Origin of the sequence: Cellulomonas terrae, from assembly GCF_007990265.1 — a bacterium.
Classification (GTDB): domain Bacteria; phylum Actinomycetota; class Actinomycetes; order Actinomycetales; family Cellulomonadaceae; genus Cellulomonas; species Cellulomonas terrae.
This window is the reverse complement of record NZ_BJWH01000001.1, coordinates 241558-255879: the sequence shown is the minus strand read 5'-3', so window position 1 is coordinate 255879 and position 14322 is coordinate 241558. Positions and strand designations below refer to the sequence as shown.

At 72.4% G+C, this 14322-nt stretch carries 15 protein-coding genes and 1 tRNA gene; 9 read left to right on the top strand and 7 right to left on the bottom strand.

Annotation, left to right across the window (positions count from 1 at the left end; all coding sequences use genetic code 11):
- Positions 1 to 3 precede the first annotated feature (3 nt).
- The gene (locus CTE05_RS01225; protein WP_146844290.1) at positions 4 to 1224 is read right to left on the bottom strand and encodes a pyridoxal phosphate-dependent aminotransferase; all 1221 of its coding nucleotides are present in this window, start codon (positions 1222 to 1224) and stop codon (positions 4 to 6) included.
- Between the two features lie 233 nt (positions 1225 to 1457).
- Between CTE05_RS01225 and CTE05_RS01220 the strand changes: the two genes are divergently transcribed.
- The 6 genes from CTE05_RS01220 to CTE05_RS01195 all read left to right on the top strand — a co-directional run bounded on the left by CTE05_RS01220 (position 1458) and on the right by CTE05_RS01195 (position 5737).
- A tRNA-Trp gene (locus tag CTE05_RS01220) sits at positions 1458 to 1530 on the top strand.
- A 142-nt stretch (positions 1531 to 1672) separates the two neighbouring features.
- The gene (gene secE, locus CTE05_RS01215; protein WP_146844289.1) at positions 1673 to 1960 is read left to right on the top strand and encodes a preprotein translocase subunit SecE; all 288 of its coding nucleotides are present in this window, start codon (positions 1673 to 1675) and stop codon (positions 1958 to 1960) included.
- Between the two features lie 108 nt (positions 1961 to 2068).
- Positions 2069 to 2890: a transcription termination/antitermination protein NusG gene (gene nusG, locus CTE05_RS01210; RefSeq protein WP_146844288.1), complete on the top strand. Its 822-nt coding sequence runs from the start codon at positions 2069 to 2071 to the stop codon at positions 2888 to 2890.
- 82 nt (positions 2891 to 2972) lie between these two features.
- Entirely contained in the window at positions 2973 to 3404 is a 432-nt protein-coding gene (rplK, locus tag CTE05_RS01205) for a 50S ribosomal protein L11 (RefSeq protein ID WP_055912123.1), read from the top strand.
- A gap of 145 nt (positions 3405 to 3549) precedes the next feature.
- Positions 3550 to 4266, top strand: a complete 717-nt coding sequence (rplA, locus tag CTE05_RS01200) for a 50S ribosomal protein L1 (RefSeq protein ID WP_146844287.1) — start codon at positions 3550 to 3552, stop codon at positions 4264 to 4266.
- Between the two features lie 127 nt (positions 4267 to 4393).
- On the top strand, positions 4394 to 5737 hold the full coding sequence (locus tag CTE05_RS01195; protein WP_146844286.1) for an MFS transporter: 1344 nt from the start codon (positions 4394 to 4396) through the stop codon (positions 5735 to 5737).
- Between the two features lie 21 nt (positions 5738 to 5758).
- Here CTE05_RS01195 and CTE05_RS01190 read toward each other — a convergent pair whose 3' ends face one another.
- The 6 genes from CTE05_RS01190 to CTE05_RS01170 all read right to left on the bottom strand — a co-directional run bounded on the left by CTE05_RS01190 (position 5759) and on the right by CTE05_RS01170 (position 10196).
- Positions 5759 to 6604 (bottom strand): S8 family peptidase, encoded by an 846-nt coding sequence (locus CTE05_RS01190; protein ID WP_146844285.1) that lies wholly within the window; start codon positions 6602 to 6604, stop codon positions 5759 to 5761.
- Positions 6605 to 6677: 73 nt separating this feature from the next.
- Positions 6678 to 7163 carry a hypothetical protein gene (locus CTE05_RS01185; RefSeq protein ID WP_146844284.1) on the bottom strand — a complete coding sequence of 162 codons (486 nt, stop codon included), beginning with the start codon at positions 7161 to 7163 and terminating at the stop codon, positions 6678 to 6680.
- A gap of 161 nt (positions 7164 to 7324) precedes the next feature.
- Complete coding sequence (locus CTE05_RS20095; protein WP_186814687.1) at positions 7325 to 7471, bottom strand: hypothetical protein; 147 nt, start codon at positions 7469 to 7471, stop codon at positions 7325 to 7327.
- Positions 7472 to 7579: 108 nt separating this feature from the next.
- Positions 7580 to 8107, bottom strand: coding sequence for a hypothetical protein (locus CTE05_RS01180; protein ID WP_146844283.1), 528 nt, complete (start codon positions 8105 to 8107; stop codon positions 7580 to 7582).
- Positions 8088 to 8717 (bottom strand): RNA polymerase sigma factor, encoded by a 630-nt coding sequence (locus CTE05_RS01175; protein WP_146844282.1) that lies wholly within the window; start codon positions 8715 to 8717, stop codon positions 8088 to 8090. Before CTE05_RS01175 ends, CTE05_RS01180 begins: the two co-directional genes overlap by 20 nt.
- Before the next feature lie 69 nt (positions 8718 to 8786).
- On the bottom strand, positions 8787 to 10196 hold the full coding sequence (locus tag CTE05_RS01170; RefSeq protein WP_146844281.1) for a S8 family peptidase: 1410 nt from the start codon (positions 10194 to 10196) through the stop codon (positions 8787 to 8789).
- A gap of 137 nt (positions 10197 to 10333) precedes the next feature.
- Here CTE05_RS01170 and CTE05_RS01165 point away from each other — a divergent pair, with 137 nt between their 5' ends.
- From CTE05_RS01165 to rplL, 3 genes are all read left to right on the top strand, one after another.
- Positions 10334 to 12910 (top strand): CHAT domain-containing protein, encoded by a 2577-nt coding sequence (locus CTE05_RS01165; RefSeq protein WP_146844280.1) that lies wholly within the window; start codon positions 10334 to 10336, stop codon positions 12908 to 12910.
- Between the two features lie 253 nt (positions 12911 to 13163).
- Positions 13164 to 13697: a 50S ribosomal protein L10 gene (rplJ, locus tag CTE05_RS01160; protein WP_146844279.1), complete on the top strand. Its 534-nt coding sequence runs from the start codon at positions 13164 to 13166 to the stop codon at positions 13695 to 13697.
- Positions 13698 to 13781: 84 nt separating this feature from the next.
- A complete protein-coding gene (gene rplL, locus CTE05_RS01155) occupies positions 13782 to 14174 on the top strand; it encodes a 50S ribosomal protein L7/L12 (protein WP_146844278.1) in 393 nt (130 codons plus the stop codon).
- The last annotated feature ends 148 nt before the right edge of the window (positions 14175 to 14322 follow it).

Here is a 14322-nt window from a genome sequence, read left to right as displayed (position 1 = left end):
GAGCTACTCGGCCTCGGCCAGCAGCGCCTGGATCCGCGTGACGCCCTCCACCAGGTCGGCGTCGCTCAGCGCGTACGACAGGCGCAGGTACCCGCTCGGACCGAAGGCCTCACCGGGCACCACGGCCACCTCGGCCTGCTCGAGGATCAGCGTGGCCAGCTCCGCCGAGGTCCGCGGGGTCACCCCGCGGATCGTGCGGCCCAGCACCCCCTCGACCGACGGGTAGACGTAGAACGCGCCCTCGGGTGCGGGGATCCGCACGCCGTCGATCTGCGCGAGCATCTCCACGATCGTGCGCCGACGGCGGTCGAACGCGGTCCGCATCTCCTGGACCGCGGCGAGGTCGCCGGTCAGCGCCGCGATCGCGGCCCGCTGCGACACGTTCGCGACGTTCGACGTCAGGTGCGACTGCAGGTTCGTCGCGGCGGTGATCACGTCCGCCGGGCCGATCATCCAGCCGACGCGCCACCCCGTCATCGCATAGGTCTTCGCGACGCCGTTGAGCACGATCGTGGTGTCCGCCAGCTCCGGCACCGCCCGCACGATCGGCGTGAACACCGCGTCGTCGTACGTAAGGTGCTCGTAGATCTCGTCGGTGATGACCCAGATGCCGTGCTCGAGCGCCCAGCGCCCGATCGCGGCGGTCTGCTCGGGGGAGTACACCGCTCCCGTCGGGTTGGACGGCGAGCAGAACAGCAGCACCTTGGTGCGCGGCGTGCGCGCGGCCTCGAGCTGCTCGACGGTCACCAGGTAGCCCTGGTCGACGCCGGCGAACACCTCGACCGGCACGCCGCCCGCGAGCCGGATCGCCTCGGGGTAGGTGGTCCAGTACGGCGCGGGCAGCAGCACCTCGTCACCCGGGTCCACGATCGCCGCGAACGACTGGTAGACCGCCTGCTTGCCGCCGTTGGTGACCAGCACGCTCGACGGCTTCACCTCGTAGCCGGAGTCGCGCAGCGTCTTCGCGGCGATCGCCTCACGCAGCGCCGGCAGTCCCGCCGCGGGCGTGTAGCGGTGGTTGACCGGGTCCTTCGCCGCGGCGATGGCGGCGTCGACGATGTACCCGGGCGTCGGGAAGTCGGGCTCCCCGGCGCCGAAGCCGATCACCGGGCGGCCCGCTGCCTTGAGTGCCTTGGCCTTGGCGTCGACCGCCAGCGTCGCGGACTCGGCGATCGCGGCCAGTCGGGCGGACACACGGGCACGGGGAGGGGTCTGCTCGCTCACGGGGCCATAGTGGCAGAGGTCACGTCCGGCGGTGCCAGACGATATCGGTGGGTGACACGGCCGCTGCGCGGGCGGTTCGACCCATCGGCGCTCGTCGCGTACAGTGGACCCCCGGCGGTTGACGTCCGCCATGATGAGCCGTGCCCCGGAGGACTCCGGTCGCTGCACGGACCCCCTCCGGGTGGTGTCCGCCAGTGTCGCGCGGGCTACGTCATGGAGGCCCAGGCCGCCGTAGGGCAGTGGCGCAATTGGTAGCGCAGCGGTCTCCAAAACCGCAGGTTGCAGGTTCGAGTCCTGTCTGCCCTGCGCACGCGTCTGGTCCTCCGGGTTCGCCCGGCGGGCCGGGAGAAGCGAGCAGGACCGCCGGTCGGTCCGGCGCGACGCGTCGGCCCGTCCGTCCGTCAGGTTCCGCACGGAGCCTGACCACCACGAGACGTAGGGGCCAGACGTGAGCGAAACAGCACCGGCTGCGGCGTCCGACGCCGAGGGTTCGGCGGCGCGCCCGTCGACCTCCAAGCCCACCCGCAAGGGTGAGTCGCGTGGCGGACTGTTCGCGCGCATCGCGCTCTTCGTCCGTCAGGTCATCGCGGAGCTGAAGAAGGTCGTCCGGCCCACGCGGTCGGAGCTGATCACCTACACGAGCGTCGTCCTGGTGTTCGTCGCCGTGGTCATGGCCTTCGTCACCGTGGTCGACCTGGGCATCGGCAAGCTCACGTTCTGGGTCTTCGGAGGCTGACGCTCATCGGGACCGCGGTCCCGACGACGAGTAGGTCGCCCCACCAGGGTCGAGCACACATCGCACCGGCACGCCGGGGCGCACACGCAGGAGAAAGCAGGTTCGCACGTGTCGCAGGAGTCGCAGGAGCCCACCACGGGCGCCGAGGCGGAGCTCGAGGACGCCATCGCGTCGGTCGAGGCCGTCGAGTCGTCGGCCGTCGAGGACGCCTCGCCCGAGGACGTCGTCGCCGACGCCACCGAGAGCGACGAGCCGGCCGACGAGGGTGCTGAGCCTGCCGCCGAGGTCGAGGCCGACGAGGCCGAGGTCGAGGACGAGCCCGACGTCGAGGAGGACCCGGTCGCCGCGTTCAAGGCGCAGCTCCGGAGCCAGCTCGGTGACTGGTACGTCATCCACTCCTACGCGGGCTACGAGAACCGCGTGAAGGCGAACCTCGAGAACCGCCGCCAGAGCCTGAACATGGAGGACTACATCTTCGCGGTGGAGGTCCCCATGGAAGAGGTCGTGGAGATCAAGAACGCGCAGCGCAAGGTCGTCAAGCGCGTCCGCATCCCCGGCTACGTCCTGGTCCGCATGGACCTCACCGACGAGTCGTGGGGCGCCGTCCGGCACACGCCGGGCGTCACCGGCTTCGTCGGCCACACGCACCAGCCCGTGCCGCTGACGCTCGACGAGGTCTTCTCGATGCTCGCGCCGTCGCTGGAGCCCAAGCAGCCGACCACGGCCGCGGGTGCCGCGAAGGCCGCGTCGCAGATCAAGGTCGACTTCACCGTCGGCGAGTCGGTCACCGTCACCGACGGCCCGTTCGACACGCTGCCTGCGACGATCTCCGAGATCAACGCCGAGAACCAGAAGCTCAAGGTCCTCGTCTCCATCTTCGGCCGGGAGACCCCGGTCGAGCTGTCCTTCAGCCAGGTCGCCAAGATCTGACTGACGCTCCCCGCGCTGCGGGCGAGCACTGCAACCGGGTCATCGCCCACGGCGTCGGCCCACGACACGAACGGATGTAGCAATGCCCCCGAAGAAGAAGGTCACCGGCCTGATCAAGCTCCAGATCAAGGCCGGCGCGGCCACTCCTGCGCCGCCCATCGGTCCGGCGCTGGGCCAGCACGGCGTCAACATCATGGAGTTCTGCAAGGCGTACAACGCGGCCACCGAGGCGCAGCGCGGCAACGTCATCCCCGTCGAGATCACGGTGTACGAGGACCGCTCGTTCACCTTCATCACGAAGACGCCGCCGGCTGCCGAGCTCATCAAGAAGGCCGCCGGTGTCGCCAAGGGCTCCCCGACGCCGCACACCGTGAAGGTCGCCACGCTCACCAAGGCGCAGATCAGCGAGATCGCGAGCACCAAGCTCGAGGACCTCAACGCGAACGACCTCGCCGCAGCCGAGAAGATCATCGCCGGCACCGCCCGCTCGATGGGCATCAAGGTCGAGGGCTGATCGCAGCGGAGTGTGAGCGCAGCCCAGACCGAGGCGTGAGCCCCGCGGGCTGAGCACCCTGCAAGAGACGGTGGGCCGATCCCGGCTCGCTGAGAAGTGTGGAAGGGCCTGACCGGTCCGACTGACCACAACAAGGAGAAGAAGCATGGCCAAGCACAGCAAGGCGTACCGCGCCGCGGTCGAGAAGATCGAGGCCGACCGTCTCTACAGCCCGCTCGAGGCCGTCCGCCTCGCGCAGGCGACGTCGACCACCAAGTACGACGCGACCGTCGAGGTGGCGTTCCGCCTCGGTGTCGACCCGCGCAAGGCGGACCAGATGGTCCGTGGCACGGTCAACCTGCCCCACGGCACCGGCAAGACCGCCCGCGTCATCGTCTTCGCGACGGGTGAGCGTGCCGAGCAGGCCCGTGCGGCCGGCGCCGACGAGGTCGGTGGCGACGAGCTGATCGACAAGGTCGCGGCCGGGTACACCGACTTCGACTCCGCCGTCGCGACGCCCGACCTCATGGGCAAGGTCGGTCGACTGGGCAAGGTCCTGGGCCCGCGTGGCCTCATGCCGAACCCGAAGACCGGCACCGTGACGATGGACGTGGCCAAGGCCGTGTCCGACATCAAGGGCGGGAAGATCGAGTTCCGCGTGGACCGTCACGCGAACCTGCACTTCATCATCGGCAAGACCTCGTTCAGCGACACCGCGCTGGTGGAGAACTACGCCGCCGCGCTCGACGAGATCCTGCGTCTGAAGCCGTCCGCCTCGAAGGGCCGCTACATCGCGAAGGCGACCTTCTCGACGACGAACGGCCCCGGCATCCTCGTCGACCAGAACAAGACGAGGAACCTGCTCGAGGAAGACGCCGCCTGACGGTCGTCGCTGTCAGCGAAGGCCCGGCCCCCCGGTGGGGGGCCGGGCCTTCGTCTGTGGACGACCTCGGATCAACTCGTCACCAGAACGGGACATAAGGGGCGTCGAGTTCCGCCACCATGTCCGGATGACCTTCCGACTCAGCGCCCTCGTCCCACCTCGAGGCCCCGGGCGGCAGCTCACCCTGGCGGCAACGGTGGACTCGGTGGGCGCAGGATTCTTCATCGCGGGATCGATCGTCTTCTTCACCAGGGGCCTGGGCCTCGACGCCGCGTCCGTGGGGATCGGGTTCGCCATCGCGAACCTGGTCGGGTTCCTCTTCACCGTGCCGCTCGGCATGCTGTCGGACCGGATCGGTGCCCGCCGGATGCTCGTCGTCATGTACGTCTGGCGGGCGGTGTGGATGGCCGTGCTGCCCTTCACCTCGTCGTTCACGGCCTTCGTCGTGGTGACGACCCTCGTGACGATCGGTGACTGCGGCGTGATCCCGTCGCTGCGGGCACTGGTCAGCACCGCGGTCGGCGCGCAGGACCGCGTGCGGACGCTGGCCTTCATGCGGTCGTGGCGCAACGCGGGGTCGACCGTCGGGGCGGCGCTCACCGCCCCGCTCATCGCCTTCGACAGCCGGGCCGCCTATGCGGCGATCATGTTCCTCACGGCGGCGTCGTACGTCGTCGCGGCCGGGGTGATCGCCCGGATCCGGGCCGCCGGAGACAGCGTCGACGGCGTGCCCGACGTGGTCGCGCCGGCCGGGCCGGTGCGCGTGCGCCGTCGGTGGCGCGTCGAGGTCCCGACGGCGCTCAAGGACGGTCCGTACCTGCTGCTCACCCTCACCAGCATGGTGCTGATGGCGCACATCACGCTCCTGGTCGTCGGGATCCCGCTGTGGATCAGCGACCACACCGACGTCCCGGCCGTCTGGATCCCGGTGCTCGTGGTGATCAACACGACCCTGGCCGTGGCGCTCCAGGTCCGCTTCGCCAGCCACGGGGAGTCGGCGGGCGCCGGACGCCGCGCGTTGACGCTCGCGGGTCTGTGCCTGGCCGCGTGCTGTGTCCTGGTGGCCTTCACGGCGCACGTGCCGACCTGGGCCGGTGCCTCCCTGCTCGTCCTCGCGGTGATCGCACTGACCGGTGGGGAGCTCTGGGAGGCCGCAGGCTCGTGGTCGCTCAGCTACCGGTACGCACGACCCGAGATCGAGGGTCAGTACATGTCGGTGTTCACGTTGGCGCCGATCGCCGAGTCGGTCATCGCCCCGATCGCCGTGACGACGTTGGTGCTCGGCGCGGACTGGCGGGGTTGGGTCGGGCTCGCCGTGGTCTTCGCGGCAGCCGGCCTGGTCGCCCGGCCGGTGGTCGGGCTCCTGGAGTCCTCCCTGCACGGCCGAGCGGGTGCGGTGGAGGTCGCGTCGGACCCTGCCGACGAGCGCCCCGCCGGCGAGGCTGTCGGTGCGGCGTCGTCGCCGACCTGACGCGGCTCGGCCGGCGGCGTGTCACATACCCGGGAGCACCGTGAGCACAGGGGTCCCCTCACGGCCGACCCGCACAGCGCCGGCGAGCACCGTGCGGAGGGCAGACCGTGCCCCGACCCCCGCGCGCACCATCTCCTGGGCGACCGCACCCGCGACCTGCGGGGCGGCGAAGGACGTGCCCGTCCAGCGGGCGAACGCGTTGTCCCCGAACTCGTCGACGACCGATCCGCCCTCGTCGTACGACTGCCCCCGGACGTAGGTGGACAGGACCCCGCGGCCCACGGTCGCGACGTCGACCCACGCACCGCGGCTCGACCAGGCGGACGTCCGCAGGTCCGTGTCCACCGATCCGACCGCGACGACGTCGTGCAGAGCAGCGGGCCACGTGGGCCGGTCGTCGCCGAAGTTGCCGGCGGCCGCGACGACGACGATCTCCTCCTTCCGCTCGGCCTCGATCTGACGTATCCGGGCGACGGCCGCAGCCAAGGGGAGCGACGGCTCGTCGCGCTCCGACTGGTGGCCGAGCGAGAGGTTGAGGATGTGCGCCCCGTCCTCGGCCGCGCGCACCATCGCCCGCGCGACGTCGAGCTCCGTCCCGACTCCGTCGGCGGGGACCGCCCGGTACATCACGAGGTCGGCCGTCGGGCAGACCTGGGCGACGATCCCGGCCACGAAGGTGCCGTGCCCCGCGCTGAGCTCCAGCCGGTCCGACCCGTCGCCGAGGTAGTCCACGGGGTCGATGTTGCTCTCGGCGTCCGCGCCGCCGTGCCGCTCGACGGCGGCCAGCCAGCCGTCCGCGCGAGTCTCCGCGGCGATGCCGCTGTCGATCACGGCGACGACGGGTCGCTCCGTGTGCTCGCGAGTCATGGTGCCCTTCACCGGGAGAGACGGGGTGTCGGAGCCGGGCGCGCTGGCGGCGGCGCCCGGCTCCGGAGTGCTGTCAGGCGCGGGCAGCCCGGTAGGCCGGGAACGAGCCGAGGCCCTCAGCGGCGACCGGTCCGGCGGTGCCGAACGGCTTGACGATCGGTCCGAGCAGGGTGACGTGGTGCAGCGTGGCGGTCGCGCCGGCCCCGCGGAGCGCGTCGAGCACCGCGGCGGCGTCGCCGGACGTGGTCAGCACGGTGACGAGGTCGTCGGTGCCCACCGTGAGCCCGTGGCTGTCGAGGACCGCCTGGACCTCGGGGAGCGCGAGATCGGCGGTGCTGACCAGGACCTGGCCGTGGACGGTGAGCAGCTCGTGGTCGTCGTCCTCGACGACGAGGTCGAGGGTCTGCTCGCCGCGCCAGGCGCGGCGGGCCTGGACGGTGGTGAGCAGCCCGTGCCGCACGGCCGGGTCGTTCTGCTGGCTGAGCAGCCCGTCGGCCTGGCGGGCCACGCGCTCGGTGAGGGTCGGGGTCGGTGTCGCGATGTCCAGGTCGGCGGTCATGGAATCTCCTTCGACTGCGCCGGCACCCTGCCGGCGCGGCAGCAACCTAGCCGCAAACCGGGGCAGAACACCCCGGAATGGATGCGCGACGGCCCGTGCATCCACGAGCACCGGCGTGTCTGCCGGTGTGCCGGGCGACGCTCGGCTGCCCGGCCACCGCCTCAGCGGGCGCGGGCGGCGCCGAAGAGCGCGAACGAGCCCAGACCGTCGGCGGCTGCGGGTCCGGCGTGTCCGCCCACCGTGATGACCGGCGAGAGGAGCGTGACGTGGTGAACGCTCGCCGACGCCCCCGCGTCGCGCAGCTCCATGCGCTCGGTCGCGGCGGGCGTGTCGTGCGGGGCTCGCCGGTCGGGGCAGCGACGAAGGCCCGGTCCCCCCTGCGGACCGGGCCTTCGCCGTTCGTGGGTGTCCGGCTGCTAGTACGGCAACCACTGGGTCAGGCAGGTGCCGCCCTCGCTGGAGCACTCCAGCCGCAGCGGCCCGTCCGGGTGGACGTCGAACCGGAAGTACCCCACGTCGTCGGTCTCGATCGTCGCGACCACGCCGTCGGGCGTCCGCAGGCTCACCCGTCCTGGCGTGGCGGGGAGCAGCTGACCTTCGATCGACGACGACTCGACCTCCACCTCGACACCGAGGCCGTGGCCCTCGAACACGAGCGTGCGCGAGGTCCCGCCGGAGCGGTCACGGACGCCGACGGGCGCGTCGAGGGCGCTGGAGTCGTAGACGAGCTCGAGCAGCAGGAGGTCCATCTCCAGTCCTGCCCGGGCGTCGACCATGCCGCGGTGGGCGCGGAACGCCAGGTCGGCGCTGGCGACGACCCGGTCGTAGGTCTCCCGCTCGGCCAGTGCGGTGACCAGCTCGGCGCCGAGGACCTCGTCGTCGGCCCAGGGCGAGCCGGGGTGATCGGTGGAGCTGTGGGCGCGGTCATCCGAGTGCCAGGACATCGCGTCCTCCTTCTTCAGCCGTGGAGGCCGTCCAGGCCCGCACGTAGTTCTTGATCGCCGCCGTCTGTCGCAGGCGGGCGAGTCCACGACCCCGGGTGGGGCCGATCGAGCCGACGGGGACGCCGAGCTTCTCCGCGATCTCCGCGTAGCTCAACGGCGGGTCGACCGCGAGCATCAGCAGGATGTCGCGCTGGTGGTCGGGCAGCTCCGCGAGCCCCTCGCGCAGCGCCCGCTCTCGCTCGACCGCGAGCATCCGCTCGTCGAGGTCGGAGTCGGACACGCCGTCCAGCCGACCGGTCTGCGGGTCGACCGGGACGGTCCGCCGGTTCACGTTGGTGACCCGGATGCACTCGTGCCGCGCCGTGGTGGCGATCCACCCGGGCAGGGCGTTCGGGTCGCGGAGCTTCTCGAGGTTCTCGAGCAGGTTCAGCCACACCGTCTGCGCGACGTCCTCCGCCTGGTGCGGGGTGAGCCGGAACTGGCGGACGCGCGCGACCACGGCCGGGGTGAACCGGCGCACGATCTCCGACCACGCGCGGGAGTCGCCCTCCAGCGCGCCCGTCACCAGGGCGGGGACGTCCCGCCGGCGGTACGGATCCTCGTCGTCCATGTGTGGATCCCTTCGTCTCGCAACCTGGAAGCCATCATGGCCCGGTCGCAGCAAGGTGCCCAGCACGTTTCACACGCCCGGCAGGATCGAGAAGGCCTGCCCGAAGTCGGGCAGCGGCCGTCCGAGCGCCAACAGCTCGATGTACGCCGCTCGGGCGTCGAGGCCGCGCTCGTGCATGAGCCGGGCCACCGCGCCGACGATCTGCGGCGCCGCGAACGACGTCCCGCTCCACCGGGCGAAGGAGTCCGGCCCGAAGGTGGCGGGCTCGTTGGTGAAGTCGGGGGACTGCTCACCGGCGACGTAGGGCGACAGGATGCCTTCGCCGACGGTCGCGCAGTCGACCCACCACCCACGGCTGGAGAACACGCTCGGTCGCAGGTCCGCGGTCAGCGACCCGACGGCGACGACCCGCCGGAACGCGGCCGGCCACGTCGGGACCGTGTCCCCGAAGTTGCCCGCGGCGGCCACGATCAGCACGTCCTCGCCGCGCTCCTTCTCGATCTCCCGGACGACCTCCAGCGCGGCCGCGATCGCGAGCGAGGGCTGGTCGAACTGGGTCTGGGTGCCGAGGGACAGGTTGACCAGCTGCGCGCCGTCGCGCACCGCGGCGATGAGCTTGCAGGCCACCTCGATCTCGCTGCCCGTCCCGCCCGCGCTCAGGGCGCGGTACACGGAGAGGTCGACGCCGGGGGCCACCTGGACCACGATGCCGCTGACGAACGTGCCGTGGCCCGCGGACAGGTCGAGCAGGCCGTCGGCCGGGTCGTTGTCCAGCGGGTCGATGTTCACGTCGTTCACGTCGGTCGCGGTGTCGTCGACCGGCTGGCGCGGGACCTCGGTGAGCCAGCCGTCGCCCCGGATGACCGCGTCGATGCCCGTGTCCACGACGGCGACCCGGGCGCCGCTGCCGTCCCCGGTCGACGCCTTGACGTAGTCGGGGAACGTCTCCGCGGCCGGCGCCGCGACGGCGCTCGAGGTCTTCATCACCGGCGACAGCGGCGTGATGTGGGTGAGCGACGCAGCGAAGCCGCGTGCGCGCAGCTCCGCGACGGTGTCCTCGAGGTGCTCGGGGGTGGTCGGTCCGGAGGTGACGACGCGGACCAGCCGGCTCTCGAGGTCGGCGCAGCCCACGGGTGCGGGCGACAGGCCGCGCCGGGTCACGTAGGCCCGTGCGACCGGGTCCTCCCAGGTCCGCGTGGTCAGCAGGAGCTCGCCGCTGATCACGATCGCGTCCTCGCCGCGGTCCTTGCGCCGGACGGCCAGCTGCGTGCCTCGGCTGCGGATCCAGCGGTCCTGGACGGCGGTGTTCAGCCGGCGCCGCAGCCCGGCGTCGGTCTTGCGCAGGGCGAGCTCGTCGACCTGTCTCCGGATGGCCTGCTGCACCTCCGAGGTGACGGCCTGACCTGCGCGCAACCGGCGGTACTCGCCGCCGAAGGGATCGCCACCGGCTCCGGGCCCACGGCCCGAGGGGATACTCACATCTGCTCCCTGTGTGTCTGCCTAGAATGCGAAGAATGGTGCCGTCCGCCCACGTCAACGAGCATTCCCCGCCCGTGGGCGAGGCCTACTCCCTTCCAGAGGGACGAGACGCGCTCCTGATACATGTGCAGGGCCTCATGGAGTCGGCCGACCTCCACCCGCGGGCGGTGGCCGGCCAGGCGACCGACATGGTCGCCCTCGCTCGGCGGCTGCACGACCCCGAGCTGCTCGGTCTGAGCCTACGGGTGCTGGCCTGGACATTTCGGGCCCTGTGGGACGAAACGTCCGCGCGTCGCCTGCTCGACGAGGCGGTGCGGATCAGCCGCAAGCACACGCTGGCCCACGTCGAGGCGAGCGCGCTCGTGAGCCGCGCGACGGTGCTGCAGGACATGGGCCGGACGGCCGGCGCGGCACGCGACCTGGACGACGCGCTGGCGGCGGTCGACCGCGCGTCGGCGATGGACCCGGCCGAGCGTGCGCTGCTGCACGGCCGCATCCGGCTGTCGCGCGCGGTGCTCGACCAGAACGCCGGGCGCCTGCTGGCTGCGGAGGAGCGCTACCGGTCGCTGCTCGCGGAGGGTGAGCTCGACGTGAGCCGGACGGTGATCGCGACGAACAACCTCGCCATGCTGCTGGCCGAGCGCGGGGCGTTCGACGAGGCGCTCCAGCACGCGGACGCCTCCGTGGACCTCTGCGAGCAGGCGCCCGGCCTGCTCGCGCCCGCCATCCAGACCCGGGCGTGGATCGCGGTGCGGGCCGGTCGGCTGCGCGAGGGCATGCACGACTTCGAGGGTGCCGCGCGGGCGTACTCCGACGCCGGGATCCCGCTGGGGGAGTACTACACGGAGTTCGCGGACGCGATGATGGACCTGCGCCTGCTCCCGGAGGCCGCGACGGCTGCGCGCAGCGCGGTGCACGAGCTGGAGGAGTCCGGCGGCTCCCTGATGGCGACGGAGGCGCGGCTGCGGCTCGCTCGCATCGCGCTGCTCACCGGCGACGTCGACGGAGCCCGGCACCACGCGGACGCGGCGGCGGAGGCGGCGCGCCACCAGCGGCGCGCCGGCTGGCGTGACCGGGCGGTCCTGGTGGGCGTCGAGGCCCGGCTCGAGGCCAGGTCGGTCGGGGTCGCCGAGGTGGGGACCGCGCGACGAGCGGCCGGCCGGCTCGAACGCGCCGGCAACCTGCACAGCGCCGTCGAGGCCTACCTGGTCGCGGGCCGGGTGGCCCTCGCGGTCGACCGACCCCGGGACGCGATCGCGACGCTCGTCCGGGCGGGGGACCTGGCCCGCAACGGGCAGGTGCTGGTGCGCCTGCGAGGACGTCTGGCCGTGGCCCTGGCGGAGCGCGCGGCCCGCCGACCGGCCGCCGCCCTCGAGGAGTGCCGCTCGGGGCTGCGCGACCTGGCTGTGCACCGGTCCGCGCTGCCCACGATCGAGCTGCGGGCGCTGGCGTCCGGGCACGGGGCGGAGCTCGGCGAGATCGGTCTCGGCGTGGTCCTGGCGGGAGGGTCTCCCGCCAGGGCGCTGGCGTGGATGGAACGGACACGGGCCGCCGCCCTGCTCACGAGGTTCCCTGCCTCGCAGGTGCCGATGGCGCAGCGTCGCGCGGGCTCCGTGGCGGGGTCGACGGGTCCGGGTCGGGGCGTGGTGGTGGCGGACACCGCCCCCCGCGTCTCCGCGGACGACTGGTCGCGCAGGGTCCGTGCGAGCGAGGGGAGCGGCGTGCCGCACTTCCGCGGGCTGGCCGCCCTCCGGGAGGCGCTCGACGGGCGCACGCTGGTCGAGCTCGGCAAGTTCGAGGGCCGGCTCGTCGCGGTCGTCGTCGAGCCGCGGCACGCGCGGCTGGTCGAGCTGGGTGCCGAGGAGGACGTCGTCACCGAGCTCCGGCCGCTGCTGTTCGCGCTGCGACGCCTGGCCAACCCTCGCGGCGTCGCCGCCGCCGAGGCCGCGCGCGCCAGCGCAGAGCTGCGGATCGCCCGGCTGCGCGCCCTGCTGATGGCGCCGCTGGGCGTGGGCGAGCACGACGAGCTCGTGGTCGTCCCGGTGGGGATGCTGCACGGTGTCCCGTGGTCCTGCCTGCACGACGGGCCGCTCGCGCAAGCGCCCTCCGCGACGTTCTGGGTCCGTACGCGCGCCGCAGCACGGGCGCGCGAGGGTGCGGGCCGGACGGTCCTCGTGGCCGGTCCGGACCTGACGGGGGCGAGCGAGGAGGTCGAGGCCCTGCGCGACGTCCACCCGGGCGCCCTCGTGCTCGCCTCGGCAGGTGCGGGTGCCGAGGAGGTCGTCGCCGCACTGGCCGACGCCGACCTCGCACACCTCGCCTGCCACGGCTCACCTCGCGCCGACAACCCGATGTTCTCCTCGCTCCTGCTCGCCGACGGGCCGGTGACGGTCCAGGAGCTGCACGGCGCAGGCGTCGCACCCCACCGGCTCGTGCTCGCCTCGTGCCACTCGGGGGCCGACGTCGCCTACGCGGGCGACGAGGTGCTGGGCTTCGTCAGCGCGATGCTCGCGCAGGGCACCGCGGGCGTCGTCGCCAGCATCGCGGCGGTGCCGGACGTCGCCGCGGTCGACCTGATGCTCGAGCTGCACCGTGGTCTGCGCGACGGGCTGCCGCTCGCGCGGGCGCTGCACGCTGCTCGTGGACGGGTCGACCGCTCGACGCCGGAGGGCTTCGTCAACTGGTGCACGTTCAGCGCGCACGGAGCCGCCTGAGGCCGGATTTGGTGGCCCTGGACCGGTGCCGTAGGCTGGGACCACCCAAAGACCGCCGGTCGTCGACCGTGTCGTGCGCACGCAGTGCTCGCGGCCCGATCGCCCGAAGTCCCGCAGCAGCGGAGGCCAGCGCAGGTGAGTGTTCCCGGATGGTTCGGCTTGCGCCGAGCTGCCTGCCGAGCCCCGCGCCTGCGCGGGGCTCTTTTGTGTGCGGGGCGTGACGACCGGTGGCACCACCATCGGAAGGATTGCCATGGCGAGGCCGGACAAGGCAGCCGCAGTCGCAGAGCTCACGGACCTGTTCCGCGACTCCAACGCGGCCGTGCTGACCGAGTACCGCGGGCTCACCGTTGCGCAGCTCAAGAAGCTGCGCAAGGCGCTCAGCGGCAACGCAACCTACGCCGTGGTGAAGAACACGCTGACCGCGATCGCGGCCAAGGATGCCGGCCTCGAAGGCCTCGACGACGCGCTCACGGGCCCGTCGGCGATCGCCTTCGTCTCCGGTGACCCGGTCGAGGCCGCCAAGGGTCTGCGTGACTTCGCCAAGGCGAACCCCGCACTGGTCATCAAGGGCGGTGTCCTCGACGGACGCGCCCTGACCGCTGCGGACGTCACCAAGCTCGCGGACCTCGAGTCCCGTGAGGTTCTGCTGGCCAAGGCTGCCGGCGTGTTCAAGGCGTCGCTCTACCAGGCGGCCTACCTGTTCACGGCGCCCGCCGCTCAGGCTGCACGCACCGTCGACGCCCTGCGCCTCAAGCGCGAGGAGTCGGCCGAGGTCGCTGCCTGAGCCATCCGGCGACAGGCACTCACTGAACCCCCCGCCCGGGTCGGCCGCACGGCCACCGGGCATCGATCGGAAGGAACCGCCACCATGGCGAAGCTCACCACCACCGAGCTCATCGACGCGTTCAAGGAGCTCTCCCTCATCGAGCTCTCCGAGTTCGTCAAGGCGTTCGAGGAGACCTTCGAGGTCACCGCTGCTGCTCCGGTCGCCGTCGCGGCTGCCCCCGGCGCCGGCGGCGGCGCTGCCGAGGCCGAGGCCGAGGAGGAGAAGGACTCGTTCGACGTCGTCCTCGAGGCCGCCGGTGACAAGAAGATCCAGGTCATCAAGGAGGTGCGCGTCCTGACGTCCCTCGGTCTGAAGGAGGCCAAGGACGTCGTCGACGCCGCCCCCAAGGCCGTCCTGGAGGGTGTCACCAAGGAGGCCGCCGAGAAGGCCAAGGCGACCCTCGAGGCCGCTGGCGCCACCGTCACCCTCAAGTGATCACCGCCTCCGTCGCCGGTCTTCCGGTCGCGCGGAGGTAGCACGCTCGACGAGGCCCGCACCCTGCACGGGGTGCGGGCCTCGTCGCGTCCGACGACGCGGGGAGAGACGTCCCGGAGCCGCGTCCGCATGGGGGACGGACTTTCGC